The organism is Micromonospora sp. NPDC005806, from assembly GCF_042871425.1.
In the GTDB taxonomy this organism is placed as follows: Bacteria; Actinomycetota; Actinomycetes; order Mycobacteriales; family Micromonosporaceae; genus Micromonospora.
Genome location: NZ_JBIAIL010000028.1, coordinates 22,573 through 42,320, shown reverse-complemented (window position 1 = coordinate 42,320; position 19,748 = coordinate 22,573). Strand labels below are relative to the sequence as shown.

17 protein-coding genes and 1 riboswitch are annotated in these 19,748 nt (G+C 74.9%); of the genes, 8 read left to right on the top strand and 9 right to left on the bottom strand.

The annotated features are described in order from the left end of the window. Window positions 1-76: 76 nt before the first annotated feature. The gene (gene groL / locus ACFYOS_RS25225; RefSeq protein WP_387146328.1) at window positions 77-1,699 is read left to right on the top strand and encodes a chaperonin GroEL; all 1,623 of its coding nucleotides are present in this window, start codon (window positions 77-79) and stop codon (window positions 1,697-1,699) included. A 66-nt stretch (window positions 1,700-1,765) separates the two neighbouring features. On the opposite strand, the gene ACFYOS_RS25220 is transcribed toward groL, so the two are convergent. From ACFYOS_RS25220 to ACFYOS_RS25210, 3 genes are all read right to left on the bottom strand, one after another. Then, a complete protein-coding gene (locus ACFYOS_RS25220) occupies window positions 1,766-2,008 on the bottom strand; it encodes a hypothetical protein (protein ID WP_387146325.1) in 243 nt (80 codons plus the stop codon). Between the two features lie 89 nt (window positions 2,009-2,097). Continuing rightward, window positions 2,098-3,024 (bottom strand): GNAT family N-acetyltransferase, encoded by a 927-nt coding sequence (locus tag ACFYOS_RS25215; protein WP_387146322.1) that lies wholly within the window; start codon window positions 3,022-3,024, stop codon window positions 2,098-2,100. Between the two features lie 50 nt (window positions 3,025-3,074). Next, a complete protein-coding gene (locus ACFYOS_RS25210) occupies window positions 3,075-5,582 on the bottom strand; it encodes a S8 family serine peptidase (RefSeq protein WP_387146319.1) in 2,508 nt (835 codons plus the stop codon). A gap of 78 nt (window positions 5,583-5,660) precedes the next feature. Between ACFYOS_RS25210 and ACFYOS_RS25205 the strand changes: the two genes are divergently transcribed. Together ACFYOS_RS25205 and ACFYOS_RS25200 are read left to right on the top strand one after the other, a co-directional pair. Then, on the top strand, window positions 5,661-7,475 hold the full coding sequence (locus ACFYOS_RS25205; protein WP_387146487.1) for a glycerol-3-phosphate dehydrogenase/oxidase: 1,815 nt from the start codon (window positions 5,661-5,663) through the stop codon (window positions 7,473-7,475). A 62-nt stretch (window positions 7,476-7,537) separates the two neighbouring features. After that, complete coding sequence (locus tag ACFYOS_RS25200) at window positions 7,538-8,047, top strand: hypothetical protein (protein WP_387146317.1); 510 nt, start codon at window positions 7,538-7,540, stop codon at window positions 8,045-8,047. Between the two features lie 3 nt (window positions 8,048-8,050). On the opposite strand, the gene ACFYOS_RS25195 is transcribed toward ACFYOS_RS25200, so the two are convergent. Next, window positions 8,051-9,451, bottom strand: a complete 1,401-nt coding sequence (locus ACFYOS_RS25195; RefSeq protein ID WP_387146314.1) for an FAD-binding oxidoreductase — start codon at window positions 9,449-9,451, stop codon at window positions 8,051-8,053. A 58-nt stretch (window positions 9,452-9,509) separates the two neighbouring features. Here ACFYOS_RS25195 and ACFYOS_RS25190 point away from each other — a divergent pair, with 58 nt between their 5' ends. After that, window positions 9,510-9,821, top strand: coding sequence for a DUF4031 domain-containing protein (locus ACFYOS_RS25190; RefSeq protein ID WP_387146311.1), 312 nt, complete (start codon window positions 9,510-9,512; stop codon window positions 9,819-9,821). A 42-nt stretch (window positions 9,822-9,863) separates the two neighbouring features. Here ACFYOS_RS25190 and ACFYOS_RS25185 read toward each other — a convergent pair whose 3' ends face one another. Continuing rightward, entirely contained in the window at window positions 9,864-10,499 is a 636-nt protein-coding gene (locus tag ACFYOS_RS25185) for a metal-dependent phosphohydrolase (protein ID WP_387146308.1), read from the bottom strand. A 74-nt stretch (window positions 10,500-10,573) separates the two neighbouring features. Here ACFYOS_RS25185 and ACFYOS_RS25180 point away from each other — a divergent pair, with 74 nt between their 5' ends. Then, window positions 10,574-11,833: an aromatic acid exporter family protein gene (locus tag ACFYOS_RS25180; protein WP_387146484.1), complete on the top strand. Its 1,260-nt coding sequence runs from the start codon at window positions 10,574-10,576 to the stop codon at window positions 11,831-11,833. A 28-nt stretch (window positions 11,834-11,861) separates the two neighbouring features. Here the strand turns inward: ACFYOS_RS25180 and ACFYOS_RS25175 are convergent, their stop codons facing one another. Continuing rightward, window positions 11,862-13,124, bottom strand: coding sequence for an aminotransferase class V-fold PLP-dependent enzyme (locus tag ACFYOS_RS25175; protein WP_387146305.1), 1,263 nt, complete (start codon window positions 13,122-13,124; stop codon window positions 11,862-11,864). A gap of 51 nt (window positions 13,125-13,175) precedes the next feature. Continuing rightward, window positions 13,176-13,296, bottom strand: a riboswitch (SAM riboswitch). A 23-nt stretch (window positions 13,297-13,319) separates the two neighbouring features. Here ACFYOS_RS25175 and ACFYOS_RS25170 point away from each other — a divergent pair. Then, window positions 13,320-14,810 carry a PrsW family intramembrane metalloprotease gene (locus tag ACFYOS_RS25170; protein WP_387146481.1) on the top strand — a complete coding sequence of 497 codons (1,491 nt, stop codon included), beginning with the start codon at window positions 13,320-13,322 and terminating at the stop codon, window positions 14,808-14,810. Window positions 14,811-14,855: 45 nt separating this feature from the next. Here ACFYOS_RS25170 and ACFYOS_RS25165 read toward each other — a convergent pair whose 3' ends face one another. Next, on the bottom strand, window positions 14,856-15,023 hold the full coding sequence (locus ACFYOS_RS25165) for a hypothetical protein (protein ID WP_387146301.1): 168 nt from the start codon (window positions 15,021-15,023) through the stop codon (window positions 14,856-14,858). An 82-nt stretch (window positions 15,024-15,105) separates the two neighbouring features. Then, window positions 15,106-15,453, bottom strand: a complete 348-nt coding sequence (locus ACFYOS_RS25160) for a GroES family chaperonin (protein WP_387146298.1) — start codon at window positions 15,451-15,453, stop codon at window positions 15,106-15,108. Between the two features lie 88 nt (window positions 15,454-15,541). Here ACFYOS_RS25160 and ACFYOS_RS25155 point away from each other — a divergent pair, with 88 nt between their 5' ends. Continuing rightward, the gene (locus ACFYOS_RS25155; RefSeq protein WP_387146295.1) at window positions 15,542-16,906 is read left to right on the top strand and encodes an AI-2E family transporter; all 1,365 of its coding nucleotides are present in this window, start codon (window positions 15,542-15,544) and stop codon (window positions 16,904-16,906) included. Between the two features lie 54 nt (window positions 16,907-16,960). Here the strand turns inward: ACFYOS_RS25155 and ACFYOS_RS25150 are convergent, their stop codons facing one another. Beyond that, window positions 16,961-18,973: an ATP-dependent DNA helicase gene (locus ACFYOS_RS25150; protein WP_387146478.1), complete on the bottom strand. Its 2,013-nt coding sequence runs from the start codon at window positions 18,971-18,973 to the stop codon at window positions 16,961-16,963. Window positions 18,974-19,235: 262 nt separating this feature from the next. Between ACFYOS_RS25150 and ACFYOS_RS25145 the strand changes: the two genes are divergently transcribed. Beyond that, window positions 19,236-19,742 (top strand): DUF402 domain-containing protein, encoded by a 507-nt coding sequence (locus tag ACFYOS_RS25145; protein WP_387146292.1) that lies wholly within the window; start codon window positions 19,236-19,238, stop codon window positions 19,740-19,742. The last annotated feature ends 6 nt before the right edge of the window (window positions 19,743-19,748 follow it).

The window sequence follows — 19,748 nt, the reverse complement described above, 5'->3', positions numbered from 1 at the left end:
CCAAGGTGCGTACACCAGGCGGCCCATCCGGGGACACTCCCGGGTGGCCCGTGAGTGTCCAGGAGGACAACGCCGTATGGCCAAGATGATCGCGTTCGACGAAGAGGCGCGCCGCGGCCTCGAGCGGGGCATGAACCAGCTCGCCGACGCCGTGAAGGTGACCCTCGGCCCCAAGGGCCGCAACGTCGTGCTCGAGAAGAAGTGGGGTGCCCCCACCATCACCAACGATGGTGTGAGCATCGCCAAGGAGATCGAGCTCGAGGACCCGTACGAGAAGATCGGCGCCGAGCTGGTCAAGGAGGTCGCGAAGAAGACCGACGACGTGGCCGGTGACGGCACGACGACGGCGACCGTCCTGGCCCAGGCCCTGGTTCGCGAGGGCCTGCGCAACGTGGCTGCGGGCGCCAACCCGATGGCCCTGAAGCGGGGCATCGAGGCCGCCGTGGCCAGCGTCTCGGAGGAGCTGCTCAAGCTCGCCAAGGACGTGGAGACCAAGGAGCAGATCGCCTCCACCGCCTCCATCTCGGCTGGTGACACCAGCGTCGGCGAGATCATCGCCGAGGCGATGGACAAGGTCGGCAAGGAAGGCGTCATCACCGTCGAGGAGAGCAACACCTTCGGGCTGGAGCTGGAGCTCACCGAGGGTATGCGCTTCGACAAGGGCTACATCTCCGCGTACTTCATGACCGACCCGGAGCGTATGGAGGCCGTCTTCGACGACCCGTACCTCCTGATCGTCAACAGCAAGATCTCGTCGGTGAAGGACCTGCTCCCGATCCTGGAGAAGGTCATGCAGTCGGGCAAGCCGCTGTTGATCATCTCCGAGGACATCGAGGGCGAGGCCCTGGCCACCCTGGTCGTCAACAAGGTGCGGGGCACCTTCAAGTCGGTCGCCGTCAAGGCGCCGGGCTTCGGTGACCGCCGCAAGGCCATGCTGGCCGACATCGCCATCCTCACCGGTGGCCAGGTCATCAGCGAGGAGGTCGGCCTCAAGCTGGACGCCGTCGGCCTCGACATGCTGGGCCGCGCCCGCAAGGTCGTGGTGACCAAGGACGAGACGACCATCGTCGACGGTGCCGGTGACGCCGACCAGATCCAGGGTCGGGTCAACCAGATCCGGGCCGAGATCGAGAAGAGCGACTCCGACTACGACCGGGAGAAGCTGCAGGAGCGCCTGGCCAAGCTGGCCGGCGGTGTTGCGGTGATCAAGGTCGGCGCGGCCACCGAGGTCGAGCTCAAGGAGCGCAAGCACCGCATCGAGGACGCCGTCCGCAACGCGAAGGCCGCCGTCGAGGAGGGCATCGTCCCGGGTGGTGGCGTCGCGCTGGTGCAGGCCGGCAAGACCGCCTTCGACAAGCTGGACCTGACCGGCGACGAGGCGACCGGCACCCAGATCGTCAAGATCGCGCTGGACGCCCCGCTGCGGCAGATCGCCGTCAACGCCGGCCTGGAGGGTGGCGTCGTCGTCGAGCACGTCCGCAACCTCGAGCCGGGTCACGGCCTCAACGCCGCGACCGGCGAGTACGTCGACCTGCTCGCGTCGGGCATCATCGACCCGGCCAAGGTGACCCGTTCCGCGCTGCAGAACGCGTCGTCGATCGCCGCGCTGTTCCTCACCACCGAGGCGGTCGTGGCGGACAAGCCGGAGAAGACCCCGGCCGCCCCGGCTGGCCCGGGTGGCGGGGAGATGGACTTCTGAGTCCAGCTCCACCAGCACGCCGAAAGGGGGCGGGCCGCGTCAGCGGTCCGCCCCCTTTTCGTACGCTCAGGTCGGCAGCGGCCGCTGGTTGCGCCGTTTGTGCGCCCGGTCGTACGGCGGTGGGATCCGGATCGGCTCGTCCACCAGTTGCAGCGGTTCCTCGGCGGGAGGTTCACCGGTGTCGGCCATCTCCGCCAGTTGCTCGGCGTCGCCGTAGTCGAGCCGATCCAACGGCAGTTGCCCGGGGAGTTCGCCGGCCGGACGCCAGCTCGCGGGCTGTTCGTCGGTCCGTTCGTCATCCGTGGTCATGGCTGCCTCCTCTACGCCCCGACGGTAGGCGGCCGTCAATGACCGGGAGGGGTGAATGGCAATATAAACGTCTATGTAACTTACATTACTTATGTCCGGTCGAGGTCCTTCCGGTACAGGAAGAACACCCGCTCGATCCGCGCGCCCGCCGCCCCGGAATAGAACGGCACCGGACCCACCCAGCCGATCTGCGCCGCGCCGATCCCCGCCGCCGCCTGGTCGCGCAGGCACCGCCGGAGCAGCACCCCGCCGATCCCCGAGCCCTCGGCCGCCGGTGCCGTGCCCATCGGGCCGAACCAACTCGGCCGGGACGAGCCGTACGCGGCGAAGCCGAGGATCTCGCCGTCCCGCTCCGCCAGGTGCGCGCCCGCGTCGGGCCGGCCCAGCGACCCGGCCAGCTCGTCGTCCCACGCCCCGCCGAAGGTGGCGCGGGCGAACGCGGCCAGCGCCGGCAGGTCCCCCGGCTCGGCCCGGCGTACCGTCGCGCCCGCGTCGGCCAGCCGGCGCTCGGTGGCCTCCGTGGACCGCACCGCGGGGGAGCCCTCGGCCAGGTCCGCCGTCATGTTCCACGCCGTACGGTCCTGCCGGTAACCGAGGCGCAGCGCGGCGCAGACCGCCGGGGTGTACCGCACGTCGATGCCCGGCCAGGCGTAGTGCGGCGGGTTCCCGGCGAGCAGCAGTTCGGCCGCGCCGAGTCCGGCGAGCCGCCGTTCCGCCTCGGCCAGCAGCGCCCGACCGACACCCCGGCGTCGTTCCTCCGGGGCCACCGCCAGCAGGTCGACGTGGCCGAGCTGGGGATCCCGGCCCGACAGCGAGCCGACCAGCACCCCGATCAGCTCGTCGCCGCGAACCGCGCCGAGCCGCAGCACCGGCCGGTCGGCGGCCGCGCGGGCGGCCAGGGTGTCGACGACGGCCGGCGCCTCGGCCGCGTCCTCCGGCAGGTCGAGCGCCCGGCGGCACAGGTCGACGACCGCGGGCAGGCGGTCGGGCTCCAGCTCGATGATCTCCGCGTCCATGGTCGCCGACCCTAGGCCATTCGCCGCCCGACCGACAGGGTTGTTAACAGTCAGGCGGAGGGTGCGGCCTGCTTCGCGGCGCGGACCGCGGCGTACGCGTCCACCAGGCCCGCGCCGACCAGGTCGGGCTCGCCACCGCAGCGGTCCCCGACCCGGGATACGCCGGCCGGACCGGCCGTGTCGAGGAGGATCCGCCGGGTCCGCGCCAGGTCGCCGACGAGCGCCGGGTTCGCCGACCACATCAGTGCCACCACCCCCGCCACCTGCGGCGTGGCCATCGAGGTGCCGTCCAGGGTGGCGTAGCCGCCCCCGGGGTACGCCGACAGCACGCCCGCCCCCGGCGCGACCAGGTCCGGCTTGGCGACGCCGCCGGCGGCCGGGCCCCGGCTGGAGAACCGGGTGAGCTGCCGGTCCCGGTCCACCGCACCGACCGTCAGCACGTCCGGGTACGGGGCCGGCGGATCGGCCACCGAGCCGCAGTACGGGCCGGTGTTGCCGGCGGCGGCCACCACCAGGATGCCGGCCGCGGCCAGCGCGGCGGTCGCCGGCCGCAACGCCCCCGGGTCGCAGCCCTCGATCGGCGGGCAGCCCCACGAGTTGGTCAACACGTCCGGCGCGCGCTGAGGCCGACCGTCGGTGAACGGGTCCCCGCCGGGCGGGAACGGGGCCAGCATGAACTGCAGGCAGTCCAGGTAGTGGGCCGGGCTGCCCAGGTTGCGGTCCAGGTTGACGCAGCCGACCCAGCGCGCGCCGGGCGCCACGCCGATCCCGTCCCGGCCCACCGCGCTGCCCACCGTGTGGGTGCCGTGACCACCCCGGTCGTGCGGGGTACGGGTGTGCTCCCACGGGTCGTACCAGGAGTCGTCGCCGCCCCGGAAACCGGTGGCCAGGGCCGGGTGCCGGACGTCCACCCCGGAGTCGGAGCTGCCGACCACCACGCCCGCGCCGGTCACGCCCAGTTCGGACCAGACCCGGTCCGCGCCGATCAGTGCGACGTTCCACGCCGGGCGGGTCGGCGGGGCCGCGGTGCCACGCGCCGGGGGCGCCGCCGCCGGCAGGGGACGCAGCCGCTGGCTGACCAGCACCCGGGCCACCTCCGGCCGACCGGAGAGCCAGGCCCGCACCTCCGGCCCGCCGTCCGTCTCGATCGCGTTGACCAGGTAGTACGGCGTGGGGTGCAGGCGCAGCCGGGTCAGCTCGCCGCGCAGGTCGCGCTGTGTCCGGTCGGCGGTGGCCACCAGGCGCCGGTAGACCTCGGCCGCCCGGGCGTCCCGCCCGGCCCGGCCGGGCGCCCCGACGGGGATCCCCGTCAGGTCGGCCTGCTCGCGCAGCACCACGAGCAGTCGATCGCCGTACAGTCCGGGCTGGCCGGGGACGAGGTACACCACGGCCACGGCGGCGAGCAGGGCCGCGGCGGTCAGCCCGGCCACCCCGCGCCGGGGCGCGCCGGCACGGGGGCGGGCCAGCAGCACGCCGTACCCGAGGGCGAGCAGGACCGCGACGGCGAACCCGAGCGCGCTCGCGACCGCGACCCAGAGCGGCACGTCGCGGCTGGTCGCCAGCAGGACGGTGATCTCCTCCGGGTCGGTGAACGCGAGCGGCCCGAGGAGCGCGAGACCGACCAGCCAGCGGACCGGGGCCCGGCCGGCCGGGACGCCGGAGCGGCGGGCCGCGGCCGCCAGCGCCCCCAGCGCGAACCCGAGCGGCGGTAGCAGGAACAGGGCGGGCAGTTGCGCCCCGGACTGCCCGGTCCCGGCGGCCAGCAGCACCAGGGTGACCCCGGCGACCAGGCCGCCGACCAGCACCAGCCGGGCCGGCCGGGGCGGCTCCCCGACCGCGAACCGGGCCCAGAACGCGGGGTCGAGCAGCGCCCCGGCGAGCGCGCCGACCGCGGCCGCGGCGAGGACGGCGAGCAGCGTCTCCAGGGCGCCGCCGAGCGCGCCCACCCAGGCCCAGGGCAGCAGCGACGCCAGCCCGGCGGCGATCGCGAGCAGGGTGACCCTCCCGAACCCCCGCCCGCCGGCCGCCGCCTCGTCCGCGCCCGGCGTCGCGTCGGCTGCGGTGCCGCCCGGACCGGCGGCCGCACGCGGCGCGGGCGGCACGACGGGGGGCGCGGCGGCCGCGCGGCGCCGGGACAGCCGACCCAGGACCAGCACGAGCAGGGCGGCGGTGACGGCCAGCGTGGCCAGGTACGCCTCCTCGTGCACCGGCGGCAGGGTCCGGAGCAGGGTCAGCGCGCCGAGCGCCACGGTGCCGGCGAACCAGGCGCGACCAGTGGCCCGGACCGCCGGGGACCGGGGCAGCAGCGCGAGCGCCAGCGTGGGCGTGCCCACCAGCAGGACCGTGGCCAGCGCGACCACCGGCCAGGCCGGCACCGCCCGGTCCAGGCCGGCGACCAGCACCGCCTGGTCGACCGCCCAGCCGCCGAGCTGCCCCACCACGGTGACCAGCACCGCCCAGACGCCGGTGAGCGCGGCCGCGACCACCGGCCACGGACCGGTCCCCCGGGGACCGGGAACCGGTGGTGCGACCGGGGCTGCGGGGGGACCGACCGTCATGACCAACACGGTACGGGCGGGCAGCAGATGCCGCCGGAGCGCCGGGACGGTTACCGTGGACGGGTGCGCGACCCCAACGTGTCCCGATCCGTGGCCGGTCAGCTCTCCATCGAGCGCCGCGCCGACGACCTGCGCAAACTTCGCGCCGAGCGGTTCGACGTGCTGGTCATCGGCGGTGGCGTGACCGGGGCGGGCACCGCGCTGGACGCCGCCTCCCGCGGGCTGAAGGTGGCCCTGGTGGAGGCGCGGGACTACGCCGCCGGCACGTCCAGCCGGTCCAGCAAGCTGATCCACGGCGGCCTGCGCTACCTGGAGCAGTTGGAGTTCCACCTGGTCCACGAGGCGTTGACCGAGCGCGGCCTGCTCGCCACCCGGCTCGCCCCGCACCTGGTGCGCCCGGTGCCGTTCCTGGTCCCGCTGCCCGCCGAGGATGGGCTGCGCGACCTGCCGCGACGCTTCTTCCGCCGCTCCTACTACGGCGCTGGGGTGGCCGCCTACGACGCCTTCGCCGGGATCTTCGGCGGCGGTCGCGGCATGCCGCTGCACGGGCACCTGACCCGCGAGGGCGCCCGCCGGGTCTTCCCGAGCCTGCGCACCGACAAGCTGGCCGGGGCGATCCGCTACTACGACGGCCAGGTCGACGACGCCCGCCTGGTGGCGACGCTGGCCCGCACGGCGGCCAGCCTCGGGGCGACCGTGGTGACCAGCGCCCGGGCGGTCGGGCTGATCCGGCAGGCCCGCGAGGTCACCGGGGTCCGGGTCCGCGACCTGGAGGCGCCCGCCGGATCGCCCGACGCCGAGTTCGAGGTACGCGCCCGCACCGTGATCGCCGCGACCGGTGTATGGAGCGACGACATGTCCCGGATGCTGAACGATGTCGGGCTGCGGCCCGGCGTACGGGTCCGGGCCTCCAAGGGCGTCCACCTGGTGGTGCCCCGCTCGGCGATCACCGGCGAGACCGGCCTGATCCTGCGTACGGCCACCAGCGTGCTCTTCGTCATCCCGTGGGGCGGCCACTGGATCATCGGCACCACGGACACCGACTGGCGGCTCGACCGGTCCCACCCGGCGGCCACCGCCAAGGACATCGACTACCTGCTGGCGCAGGTCAACACGGTGCTGGACCGGCCGCTGACCACCGACGACATCGAGGGCGTCTACGCCGGGCTGCGCCCGCTGCTGGCCGGCGAGGCCGACTCCACCTCCAAGCTCTCCCGGGAGCACGCGGTGGTCGAGCCGATGCTCGGGCTGCTGCTGGTGGCCGGCGGCAAGTACACGACGTACCGGGTGATGGCGTCGGACGTGGTCGACCGGGCGGTCCACCGGCTCGGCTGGACCCGGCCGTCGCGTACCGCCGACCTGCCGCTGCTCGGCGCCGACGGGTACGCGGCGATGTGGCGGGACCGGGCCGACCTGGCCCGCCGGCACGGCATGCCGGTCGGCGTGGTCGAGCACCTGCTGGAGCGGTACGGCACGCTCACCCGCGACCTGCTCGCCCTGATCGAGGCCGACCCGCTGCTCGGCTCCCCGCTCGCCGGCGCCCCGGAGTACCTGGCCGCCGAGGTGACGTACGCGGCCCGCGCCGAGGGAGCGCTGCACCTGGAGGACGTGCTGACCCGGCGTACCCGGATCTCCTTCGAGACCAGCCACCGGGGCCTGGAGTCGGCCGAGCACGCCGCGGAGCTGATGGGCGCGGTGCTGGGCTGGGACGAGGCGACCCGCGCCCGTGAGGTCGCCCACTACCGGGCCCGGGTCGAGGCGGAGCGGCTGTCGCAGGCGATGCCCGACGACGTGGCCGCCGACGCGGCCCGGCTGGGCGCCCCGGACGTGCGCGGTTTCGCGGCCGACCGGGGTGCCGACGGCGACAGCGCCGAGCTGCCGACCTCCCGGTGACCGGCCGGTAACGTCGTCCGGAGGATACCGGGCGCTACCTACGGAAGTGTAGGTTTCCGTGCGTGGTTCGCCCAACATGGTCGCGCGTCGTCCCGCTGGCCGCCGGCGTCCTGCTGGCGGTCGCTCTGACCGGCTGTTCCCTGTTCGACCGGGCCGAGGGCTCCACCACACCGAGGCAGCCGGCCGGGGACCCGACAGCCGGGGCGGGGCGCCGGGTCTCCCTGGTGCAGCAGGTCGGCCCGGAGGGCTTGCCCCGAAACCTCGACGTGGACCCGAGCGGGCGGTGGCAGTGCCGGGACTGCGCCGGCGACGGGGTCGACTCGACCGGCCAGCTCACCGCCGAGCAGACCCACCGGTTGCAGCGGATGCTCGCCGACCCGGCCCTGGCCAGCGAGACCGACGAGGCCCGCCAGTACAAGCAGGGCTGCATCGACGCGTTGACCTCCACCCTGCTGATCCCGCCGGGGCTGACCATCACCTCGCAGGACTGCCCGGGCGAGGAGCGGCCGCCGGTGGGCTACCAGATCCTGCTGCTGCTCACCCAGGCCACCCCAGCCGAGGACAGGGGGTGAACGTCAGAACACCTTGCCGGGGTTGAGCAGCCCCGCCGGGTCGAGGGCGGCCTTGATCGCCTGGTGCACGCGCACCCCCACCGGGCCGATCTCCCGGGCCAGCCAGTCGCGTTTGAGCAGCCCGACGCCGTGCTCGCCGGTGCAGGTGCCGCCGAGCTCCAGCCCGAGTCGCATGATCTCGTCGAAGGCCCGCCGGCCGCGCGCCACGCTGGCCGGGTCGGCCCGGTCGACCACGATGTTCGGATGCATGTTGCCGTCGCCGGCGTGCCCCACCACGCCGATCGGCACAGCGCACTCCTCGGCGATCCGGGCCACCCCGTCCAGCAGCGCCGCGAGCGCCCCGCGGGGCACCGCCACGTCGTCGATGACCAGGCCACCGTTGCCGTCGGGGAAGGTCTCGGCGGCGAACTTCTCCATCGCCGGGTGGGCGAGCCGGCGGGCCTGGAGCAGGGCGGCCGCCTCGGCGGCGTCGGTGGCCGCGTAGACCTCGTCGGCGCCGGCCGCCTCGCACACCTCGGCGAGCCGGGCCAGGTCGCCGGCCGCCCGGGCCCCGGTGTCCACGGCCGCCAGCAGCAGCGCCTGCGCGTCGGTGCGCAGCCCCATCGGCCGGTACGCCTCGATGGCCCGCAGGTGGGTCCGGTCCAGCAGCTCCAGCAGGCTCGGGGTGAGCCCGCGTTCGGCGATCCCGGCGACCGCCGTGCCGGCCGTCGCCGTGGTGGGGAAGACGGCGACCAGGGTCAGCGACTCCTCCGGCGCCGGCCGCAGCGAGACGGTCACCTCGGTGATCACCCCGAGGGTGCCCTCGGAGCCGACGAAGAGCCGGGTCAGGTCGTATCCGGCGACCCCCTTGGCGGTGCGGCGGCCGGTGCGCAGCACCTCGCCGGAGGCGAGCACCACCTCCAGGCCGAGCACGTACTCCGTGGTGACGCCGTACTTGACGCAGCACATCCCGCCGGCGTTGGTGGCGACGTTGCCGCCGATGGTGGAGGACTCCCAGGAGCCCGGGTCCGGCGGATACCACAGCCCGTGCTTCGCCACCTCCCCGGCCAGCGTCGCGTTGACCACGCCGGGCTGCGTCACGGCGATCCGGCTCACCGGGTCGATCTCCAGGATCCGGTCCATCGCCACGGTGCTCAGCAACACCGCGCCGTCGACCGCGTTCGCCGCGCCGGCCAGCCCGGTCCGCGCCCCCTGCGGCACCACCGGTACGCCGTGCCGGCCCGCCGCCCGGACCACCACCGCGACCTCCTCGGTGGTCCGCGGGCGCACCACCACCAGTGGAGTGCCGGCGTCGCAGAGGTCGGCCTCGTCCCGTTCGTGGATACGGAGCAGGTCCGGGTCGGTGAGCACGGCGGCGTCACCGAGCGCGGCCCGCAGTTCGGCGAGGAGGGGGTTGGCGGCCATGCCGGGAAGGCTAGGCCGTGCCGATCGTGATCATCAACCGGGCGTACCGTTGGTCGTCGTGCTCTACCTGGACCGCCCCTCGGTGCCCTGGCGGGGCCGGCTCTGGTCGCACCTGATCAGCGACGTCTCCTACGCCGAACTGCACGCGTTCGCCGAGGCGCTGGGTGCGCCCCGGCGCGGCTTCGACCGGGACCACTACGACCTACCCGCCGAACGCTTCCCGATGGCCGTCTGGCTCGGCGCCCGAGTCGTGCCCTCCCGCGAGATCGTCCGCCTCCTCCGCACCGCCGGCCTCCGCCGCCCCAAACACCTCCACCACCCCGTCCCCACGCCGCGCGCGCCTGCCCGTCGGGTGGGCCATTCGGGCTGATCTGCGCCCTCTCCCGGCACCCAAGGTGCAAGATCGCCGGGGTCAGGTCAGGGAGCGGAGCTCCCGGGTGAGGTTGGCGCGGGCGGGGGCCTCCCAGCGGGCGTGCGGCTCGGGGAGCCGGTAGAGGGCGGGCAGCGCCAGGAGGGCCGCCAGGACCCGGGCCCGGCCGGCGCGGAAGTCCGGGTCGGGGACGTGGGCGTACTCGTGGCGGACGGCGGCGGCGTAGCCGTCGTAGTCCCCGGGCGGGGCGGCCAGGATCGCCAGGTCGGCGTCGCAGAGCAGGGCGCCGTCCGGATCGTCGACCGGCACCATGTGCCCGGCGGTGAGCAGCACCAGCCGGCGCACCTCGGTCACCACCTCCGCCGGCAGCCCGGCGTCCGCGAGCAGTGCGCCGGCCAGGTCGGCGCTGGCCCGCTCGTTGGCGTCCGCGCCGGCCCGCGGGTCGTAGACCGCGTCGTGGCACCACGCCGCCAGCCGGACCAGTTCCGGGCGGCGGGCCGACCCGGCGTACGCGTCGACGACGTCCAGCACCGCCCGCAGGTGCGGCACCGCGTGGTAGTGCCGGTGCGGCTCCCGCCAGGCGGCCAGCAGCCGTGCCCCGGCCCGCTCGACGCCGGCCGGGTCGGCCGCCCCCGCCCCGCGGGCCGTGTCCCGCCACCGCTCGATCAGCTCGTCCACCCGGTGCAGTCTGCCGCACCGCCGCCGGACGGGAGGATTCACCGGGGGCGGGACGGGTAGTCCCGGCCATGGCCGTGGCCCGGGACCGACGACCGCCGTTCCTGCGGCGTGCCCCCCTGCGCGAAGGGTTGGTCGACCTCGACGGGCCCCGAATCGCCGAGGCGATGGACGAACTCCGGAACCGCAGCAAGGCCACCCTGCACGACCGCGTGCACCGGGTGCGTACGGCTGCCGGCCTGGCGGTCCAGGCGGGCCTCGCCGCCGGGCTGGCCTATCTGGTCTCCCACCGGTTGCTCAACAACCCGCAACCGGTGTTCGCGCCGATCTCCGCGGTCGGCACCCTGGCCGCCTCGGTCGGCCAGCGGTTCCGCCGGACGGTCGAGCTGATCATCGGGGTGGCGGTCGGGGTGGCCGTCGGCGACTTCCTGATCTACCTCCTCGGCACCGGGGCCTGGCAGCTCGGCCTGGTGGTGACCGCGGCCATCCTGCTGACCATCTTCGCCGGGGCGAGCGTGGCCATCGTGATCCAGGCGGCGGCCACCGCCGTGCTGATCGTGACGCTCAGCCCGTCCACGCAGAACATTGAGTTCCCACGCTTCGTGGACGCGTTCATCGGCGGTGGCATCGCCCTGGTGGTGACCGCGATCCTCTTGCCGCTCAACCCGTTGCGCGTGATCAACCGGGCCGCGCGGCCGGCGCTGGACCTGCTCGCCGGGCAGCTCGACGTCTGCGCCGAGGCGCTGCGGAGACGGGACCGGAGCGCGCTGCAGCAGGCGCTGCACCGGCTGCGGGAGAACAAGGAGGAGCTGGCCGCGCTCTCCGAGGCGATCGAGGGCGCCAAGGAGACCATCACCATCTCGCCGGCCCGCTGGCACCGGCGCAGCGAGCTGACCCACTATGCCGAGGCGGCCGACCCGATCGACCGGGCGATGCGGAACAGCGGCACGCTGATCCGGCGCTCCGTCACCATGATCGAGGACGAGGAGCCCATCCCCGAACCGATGCCCGACTCCATCGCCCACCTCGCCGAGGCGGTACGCCTGCTCCGGCACGAGTTCGCGGCCGGTGAGGAGCCGGACGACGCCCGGGAGCGGTCGCTGCGCGCGGTCAGCGAGGCCGGCCGGGCGTACGCCGAGGGCGTCGGCTTCTCCGGCAGCGTGGTGATCGCCCAGGTGCGTACCACCGCCAGCGACCTGCTGGTGGCCTCCGGGATCGACCAGGAGGAGGCGAACCGGCTGGTCCGGCAGGCGTTCGGCGAAAAGGAGCAGCGCACCGGCGAGACCACCGAGCAGAGCCCCGCCCCCAAACCCCCCACCGCACCCCCCGTCGGCTGACCCCTCCCGATCGCGCCGCAGGTGCGGGTCAGGCGAGGGTGGCGAGGGCGGTGAGGAGGGCGTCCACGTCGGCCCGGGTGGTGCCGAGGCCGAGGCTGGCGCGGAGCGCGGTGGGCGGCAGGTCGCCCCGGCCGCTGCGGGCCGCCGCCTCGGCCAGCAGTCGCCGGGCCAGCGGGTGGGCGCAGAAGAGCCCGTCGCGTACCCCGATCCGGTGATCGGCCGCCAGCCGCGCCGCGACCTCGGCGGAGTCCCGACCGGCGACCACGAAGGAGACGATGCCCACCCGGGGCGCGTCCGGCCCGAAGGTCCGCAGCTCCACCACGTGCGGCAGGGCGGCGATCCCGTCCCGCAGCCGAGCCAGCAGCGCCTGCTCCCAGGCGTGCAGTGCGTCCCGGTCGGCCTCGGCGAGCGCGGCGCAGACCGCCGCGAGGGCCACCGCGCCGAGCAGGTTCGGGGTGCCCGCCTCGTGCCGGGCCGGCCCGGTGGCCCAGCGCACCTCGTGGGTGGCCGCGCCGACGTGGCTGGTGGCCCCGCCCCCCGCCAGGTACGGCGGGGCCGCGTCCAGCCAGTCGCCGCGCCCGACCAGCACACCCGCGCCGAACGGGGCGTACAGCTTGTGACCGGAGAGGGCCAGGTAGTCCACGTCCAGCGCGGCCAGGTCCACCGGGGCGTGCGGGGCGAGCTGGGCGGCGTCCACCAGGATCCGGGCACCGTGCCGGCGGGCCACCCGGGCCAGCTCGGCCACCGGCCAGCGCTCCCCGGTCACGTTGCTCGCGCCGGTCACCGCGACCAGCACGGGCAGGCCGGGCCGGGCGTCGCGGGACAGCTCGGCGAGGGCGGCGTCGAGGGCGCGGACCGCCCCGCCCGGGCTGTCGGGGACCGGGAGCCGGACCGAGCCGCGCGGCCAGGGCAGCAGGTTGGCGTGGTGCTCGCCGGCGAAGGTGACCACGGTGGTGCCGGCGGGCAGCGCCCGGGCCAGCAGGTTGACCGCGTCGGTGGTGTTCCGGGTGAAGATCACCTGGTCGTCCGGCCGGGCGCCGAGGAAGTCGCCGACCGTCTGCCGGGCCCGTTCGTACGCCAGCGTGCAGCGCCGCGACAGCGCCCCGGCGCCGCGGTGCACGCTCGCGTACCAGGGCAGCAGCTCGGCCACCGCGTCGGCCGCGGCCCGCGCGCACGGCGCGCTGGCGGCGAGGTCCAGGTTGATCTCCCCCGGTACGCCGAGGACGCCGAGCGGGTCCGGCCGGGTCGGCGCCGGCAGCGTGGGCAGCGAGGGTACGAGGGTGACGGTCATGCCGGAACCTCCCGGGTCCAGGGGGACCCCGGGGTATGGGCACCGGGACGGGGTCCGCGCTTGCCCAGCACGCGGTTCGGGCTGGGCCCGGTCATCACCCGGGGCACCCCACCGCGAACTCGACGAGGGTTGCCGGCCAGCAAGCCGGGGCTTGACGCTGGCGCTCGTGACCTGCCCCGGAGCATAGCGGGCGTGATGCGGCCGGACCAGAGGGCCGCGGGTGACTACGCTGACCGCATGGCCGACACCCCGCCCGGCGGAGCCCTGCCGCCGCCGCCGACCGCGCCCGCCGCCGCTCCGCCGGGGTCGCCGACCCCCCGGATGCCACTGCGCCGGCTCGGCTGGCGACGCGTCGTGGTGCTTGCCGTGGTGGTGCTGGTAATCGCCAGCGGGGCGATCTTCATGCTCTACACGCTCGGCTCCAACCTCGGGGCGGAGGCCCTGCTGGTCGGCGTCGTGGCGGCGATCCTGCCGGTGCCGGTGCTGGTCTCCTGCTTCCTCTGGCTGGACCGGTACGAGCCGGAGCCGGTCCTGTACCTGATCTTCTGCTTTGTCTGGGGCGCGTTCGTCTCCACCGCCGTCTCGCTGCTCGTCAACGAGGCCGGCGCCCGGCTGTTCAAGGGCTGGGGGCTGCCCACGGCGCTGACCGCGGTGCTGGTCGCCCCGTTCATCGAGGAGTTGACCAAGGCGGCCGGCCCGATCCTGCTGCTGATCTTCCGGCGCCGGGAGTTCTCCGGGATCACCGACGCGCTGGTCTACTGCGGGCTCTCCGCGATCGGCTTCGCCATGGTGGAGAACATCCTCTACCTGGGCGGTTACGGCTACCGCACCGGCGTCGAGGAGTACGGCCCGGCCACCGGCGCCCAGCAGGTGATCGCCATCTTCATCGTCCGGATCCTGCTCTTCGGCTTCGCCCACCCGCTGTTCACCTCGATGACCGGGGTGGGGCTGGGCATCGCTGCCCGCACCGCCGACCGGCGGGTACGCGTCCTCGCTCCGATCGCCGGCCTGCTGCTGGCGATGATGCTGCACGGCACCTGGAACCTGCTGCCCTCGCTGGCCGTGGCCACCGGGCAGCCGGTGATCGTCCTGTACGGCTACATCGGCGTGATGGTGCCGATCTTCTTCGGCATGGTCGGGCTGGCGATCTGGCTGCGGGCCTGGGAGGGGCGGCTCACCGAGCGCACCCTGCCGGACTACGTCCGGGCCGGCTGGCTCACCCCGCCCGAGGTGGCCGCGCTGGGCAGCCTCGGGCGGCGGCACGCCGCGCGTACCTGGGCCCGGCGGGTGGCCGGTGACGGCGGGGTGAAGGCAATGCGCGGATACCAGTTCGCGGCCACCCGGTTGGCGCTGCTGCGGGACGGGATGCGCCGGGGGTTGGACCGCAAACCGGCCGAACGGGACCGGACGGCGCGGGAGGAACGGGAGCTGCTGGACGCGATCGGCGCGTACCGGGCGTTCTTCGTGGGCCGCGATCCGCAGGCGCCGGTCGGGGTGTGGGACGGGCAGCGCTATCACCTGCGGTTCCCCGACGGGTCGCAGCGGGCGGTCGAGGCGCCGGACGAGCCGGTGGTGCCGATCCCGGTGGTGCTGGCCCCGCCGCCGCCCCCGGCGTTCCCGGCCCCCTACGGCCCGCCCGGCTGGTACGGCCCGCGCCCGGCCGCCCCCTGGCCCCCCGGCACCTGACGGCGGCCCGCAGGGCCGGCCCGCGCCCGCACCCTCCCGCGGGGATCAGGTCATCACACCGGTCATGAAGTCGCCGAGGCCCTGGAAGATGGCCATCAGGCCCGCCCCGAGGCCCTTGAACATCTGCGCCGCGCCGTCCGGCCGGAAGGCCATGAAGTAGATCAGGAACGCCAGGAATCCCCAGGCGAGAATCTTCTTGATGACTACCGGCATGATCCCCTCCCCAGGGCGCTGAGGTGCCTGGGCTTCCCGCCGGGCGGCGGTGCAAACGGCGCCCGGGGGCGGGGGAGGTGTCCTAGAGGTAGAGGCCGGTCGAGCCGGTCGACTCCTTCTCCACCCGCTCGGCGGCGACGGCGTGCACGTCCCGCTCGCGCAGCAGCACGTACGCCCGGCCGTGCAGCTCGACCTCGGAGCGCTCGTCCGGGTCGAAGAGCACCCGGTCGCCGGCGACGATGGAGCGCACGTGCGGGCCCACCCCCACGGCGGTGGCCCAGGCCAGCCGCTTGCCCACCGCCGCGGTGGCCGGGATGACGATGCCGGCGGTGGATCGGCGCTCACCCTCGCCGTTCTCCGTACGCACCAGCACGCGGTCATGCAGCAGACGAATCGGCAGCCCGGAGTCGAGGTTCTGGTCGGCGGTCACGCGAAGACGCTACCCCGTGCGCCGTGGTCGATCGCGTGGTGGTTGACCGGAACCGCACCCGGGCAATGTGTGGCGACGTCGCCCTAGGGTGGGACCGACAGACGTATCCTGTCCCCCCTGTTACCTGGGCGGGCGAAGTTTGCGGGAGGTGCGCTTGAGCCGCTTCGAGGCGATACGCGGACGGCTCCGCCGGGCGTACGAGTCCGGCCGCGATTCGGCGCGGGCCAACCGGGCCGACCCGGAGAACGCGCCGGGGGAGTCGGGGGTGGCCTCGCCCTCCTCGCCGGGTCCGGCGGCCCCGGCCGCGGCGACGGTGGTCGGCGCGGAGCCGCCTGCCGTCACGCACGCCACGACCACCAGCCGGGACGACGCCGAGGTGCCGCACGCGCTGCGGATCGCCGCGGCCTGGTCCTGGCGGCTGATCGTCGTCGGCATCGTGACCTGGTCGCTGCTCAGGATCGTCGGCACGATCCGCATCGTGATCATCCCACTGGCGGTCGCGCTGCTGCTCTCGGCGCTGCTCGCCCCGGCGGTCGGCTGGCTGCTCAAGGCCCGCTTCCCCCGGTCGCTGGCGACCGGCGTGGTGCTGGTCGGCGGTCTGGCCGCGGTGATCGGCACGCTGACCCTGGTGGTGAACGAGTTCATCCAGGGCGTGCCGGAGCTGAGCAACAAGTCGTCGCAGGGCGTACGGCAGATCCAGAACTGGCTCAAGACCGGCCCGCTGCACCTCTCCGACCGCCAGCTCAACCGGTACATCGACGAGGCGCAGGGCTGGATCAACGGAAACACGGAGAAGTTCACCAGCGGGGCGTTGTCCACCGCGGCCACCCTGGCCGAGGTGCTCACCGGCACCATCCTGGTGCTCTTCGCGACGTTCTTCTTCCTTCGCGACGGCAACAAGATCTGGCGCTTCCTGGTCCGGCTGCTGCCGGTGGCCGCCCGCTGGAAGGTCGACGACGCCGGCCGGGCCTCCTGGTCGACGCTCGGGGCGTACGTCCGGGCCACCGTGCTGGTCGCCTTCATCGACGCGGTCGGTATCGGGATCGTCCTCGTCATCTTCGACATCCCGTTCGCGTTCCCGCTGGCCGCGCTGGTGTTCCTCGGGGCGTTCATCCCGATCGTCGGGGCCGCGCTCTCCGGCGGCGTCGCCGTGCTGGTGGCGTTGGTCGACAGCGGCCCGGTGACCGCGTTGATCATCCTGGGCGCGGTGATCGGCGTGCAGCAGCTCGAAGGGCATGTGCTCCAGCCGCTGATCATGGGCCGGGCGGTGGCCATCCACCCGCTCGCCGTGATCATCGGCATCGCCGCCGGGGTGGTGCTCGCCGGGATCGCCGGGGCGCTGGTCTCGGTGCCGCTGATCGCGGTGCTCAACACCGCCGTCCGCCGGCTCGCCGCCCGTACCGTGCCGGACACCCCGCCGGACGCCGTGGTGGTCGCCTCCCAGGCGCCCTGAGCGCGACCGTGCCGACGCCCGCGCGACCCGGGAGGGTGCGCGGGCGTCGCGCGCTTAGCTCTTCCCGAGCCGTTCCAGCGCGCCCCGGGCCACGTCCGGACGGGTGGTGTACCAGAACGGCGGCAGGCTGCGCCGCAGGAACGGGCCGTAGCCGCGGGCGGTCTCCAGCCGGGAGTCGAGCACCGCGACCACGCCCCGGTCGCCGGTGGCCCGGATCAACCGGCCGACGCCCTGGGCCAGCCGGACGGCGGCGATCGGCACGCTGACCGCCGCGAAGCCGGAACCGCCGTTGGCGTCCACCGCCGCCGCGCGGGCCGCGGCCAGCGGCTCGTCCGGCCGGGGGAAGGGCAGCCGGTCGATCACCACGAGCTGGCAGGAGTCGCCCGGCACGTCCACCCCCTGCCAGAGCGACATCACCCCGAACAGGCAGCTCTCCCGTTCCTCCCGGAACCGGCGGACCAGCAGCGGCAGCGCCTCCTCGCCCTGGAGCAGCACCGGCAGGTCGGTCCGCGCGCGAAGCAGCTCCGCGGCCTGCTGTGCGGCCCGTCGCGAGGAGAAGAGCCCGAGGGTACGGCCACCGAGCGCGCCGACCAGCGCCAGCAGCTCCTCGCCGGCCGGCCCGGGCAGCCCCGAGACGCTCGGCCGGGGCAGGTGCGCGGCGACGTAGAGGATGCCCTGCCGGGCGTAGTCGAACGGCGAACCGACGTCGAGCGAGCTCCACCCCGGCCCCTCGGTGGCCGGCACGGTGCCGACCGCGGCCCGGCTGCCCTCGGTGCTCGCCACCGGGGCGGTGGCCACGGCGGTCGCCCGGCCGGCGGCGGCCGCGGTGGCCAGCGCGGCGGCGGCCGGGGACGGCGGGGTGGGCGGCGGCGCCTCCAGCCCCAGCGCCCGGGCCACCGTGTCGAAACGACCGCCCAGCGCCAGGGTGGCCGAGGTGGCGACCACGGTCCGCTCGTCGTACAGGTGGGTGGCGAGGGTGCCGGCGACCGAGAGCGGCGCGACCACCAGCGCCCGGCGGTTGCCGTTCTCCGGCTTCTCCACCCAGGCCACGTCGTGGTCGGCCTCCTCCAGCAGGCGCTGCGCGGTGGTGGAGAGCTCGTCCAGCACCGCCTTCGCCTGCTGCTTGCGGACCGGGTCCGGGTCGTCGGCCTTGATCTCGCCGATCCCCTCCAGAGCGGCCCGGGTCGCCGAGTCGAGCAGTGTGCACGCCTCGCGCAGCGCGGGCGGCAGGCCGGCGGTGAGCCGTCCGGCCGGCGCCTCGGCGAGCCCCACGGCGAGCGCGTCGCCGGCCTCGGTGAGCCGCTCGGCGACCTCCGGGCGGAGCAGCGGGCGGGCCCGGCGGGCGGACCGGTCGATCAGCTCGGGGACCAGCTCGGCCTGCGCCGCCGAGGAGACCCGGTCGGCCAGCTCGTGCGCCTCGTCGACGACGAGCAGTTTGTGCGGCGGCACGATGTGCCGGCCGGCGAGCATGTCGACGGCGAGCAGGCTGTGGTTGGTGACCACGATGTCCGCCTCGCGCGCCCGGGCCCGGGAGGCCTCGGCGAAGCATTCCTGCCCGAACGGGCAGCGGCTGGCGCCCACGCACTCCCGCGCCGGCATCGAGACGGTCCGCCAGACCTGGTCGTCGACCCCCGGGTCGAGCTCGTCCCGGTCGCCGGTGGCGGTCTCCTCCGCCCAGTCGCGGACCCGCTGGATCTGCTTGCCCAGCCGGCCCGCCTCGCCCAGCCATTTCGTGCCGCCGCCGGGGCGGGGCGCGTCGAAGAGGGTGTCCTCCGGCTCCTCCTCGGTGGAGCTGTCCAGCCGGGCCAGGCAGAGGTAGTGGTGCCGTCCCTTCAGCACCGCGAAGGTGGGGCGGCGGCCGAGCAGCGGCTCCACCGCGTCGGCCAGCCGGGGCAGGTCGTGGTCGACGAGCTGGGACTGCAGGGCCAGGGTGGCGGTGGAGACCACCACCGGCCCGTCCACGGTCAGCGACGGGGCCAGGTACGCCAGCGACTTGCCGGTGCCCGTGCCGGCCTGGACCAGCAGGTGCTCGCCGGAGGCGATGCTCCGCCCGATCGCCTCGGCCATCTGCTGCTGGCCCGGCCGGGCCGCGCCACCGGGGACCGCGCCCACCGCCGCGGCCAGCAGTTCGCCGCCGCTAGGCCGGCCGCCCCGGCGCTTCTTTCCGACGGTTGGACCGGTGGCGGTGCGGGGCGGGGTCACCGTGCGACCGTACCCGCCGGGCCCGACACCGGCCCCGCCGCGCCGCCGCGTGGCGCGGTTCCGGTCGGTTCGCGTCCGGTTACCTGCCGATCGCGTCGCGTGGCCGGAATCGGTTAGGGTGCCAGTCATGCCGAGCGACGTGGTCCGCGTGATCTACCGCAAGTACGACGGCAGCGCCCACCGCGACTACCCGGCCCGCCGGCTCGCCGAGGACGATCTCGGCGTGTGGCTCGGCGTGCCGGCCGGCACCGAGTCGGTCTACCACGGCCGGCCCTCGGTCGAGCAGATCCCGTTCGTCCTGCTGGTGCCCAGGCACAGCTGGTGGACCGCCATGTTCAACCCCCCGCCCCGGACCAGCGAGGTCTACTGCGACATCGCCACCCCGGCCCGCTGGGAGGGTGCGGACACGGTCCACCTGGTCGACCTCGACCTGGACGTGGTCCGCCGCCGGGCCACCGGCCTGGTCGAGCTGCGCGACGAGGACGAATTCGCCGAGCACCGCGAGCGCTTCGGCTACCCCGACGACCTGGTCGTCGAGGCCGAGGCGGCGGCCGGCTGGCTGTTCGGCGCGCTCGCCGACGGCACCGAGCCGTTCGCCACGTCGTACCGGAAGTGGCTGGCCCTGGTGGTCTGAGCCGGC

Bases quoted from the DNA above. Each gene is read 5' to 3' on its own strand.
- groL (WP_387146328.1), top strand. From the start codon at position 77: ATGGCCAAGATGATCGCGTTCGACGAAGAGGCGCGCCGCGGCCTCGAG.
- ACFYOS_RS25220 (WP_387146325.1), bottom strand. From the start codon at position 2,008: ATGACCACGGATGACGAACGGACCGACGAACAGCCCGCGAGCTGGCGT.
- ACFYOS_RS25215 (WP_387146322.1), bottom strand. From the start codon at position 3,024: ATGGACGCGGAGATCATCGAGCTGGAGCCCGACCGCCTGCCCGCGGTC.
- ACFYOS_RS25210 (WP_387146319.1), bottom strand. From the start codon at position 5,582: ATGACGGTCGGTCCCCCCGCAGCCCCGGTCGCACCACCGGTTCCCGGT.
- ACFYOS_RS25195 (WP_387146314.1), bottom strand. From the start codon at position 9,451: ATGGCCGCCAACCCCCTCCTCGCCGAACTGCGGGCCGCGCTCGGTGAC.
- ACFYOS_RS25175 (WP_387146305.1), bottom strand. From the start codon at position 13,124: ATGACCGTCACCCTCGTACCCTCGCTGCCCACGCTGCCGGCGCCGACC.
- ACFYOS_RS25170 (WP_387146481.1), top strand. From the start codon at position 13,320: ATGCGGCCGGACCAGAGGGCCGCGGGTGACTACGCTGACCGCATGGCC.
- ACFYOS_RS25165 (WP_387146301.1), bottom strand. From the start codon at position 15,023: ATGCCGGTAGTCATCAAGAAGATTCTCGCCTGGGGATTCCTGGCGTTC.
- ACFYOS_RS25150 (WP_387146478.1), bottom strand. From the start codon at position 18,973: ATGGCCGAGGCGATCGGGCGGAGCATCGCCTCCGGCGAGCACCTGCTG.
- ACFYOS_RS25145 (WP_387146292.1), top strand. From the start codon at position 19,236: ATGCCGAGCGACGTGGTCCGCGTGATCTACCGCAAGTACGACGGCAGC.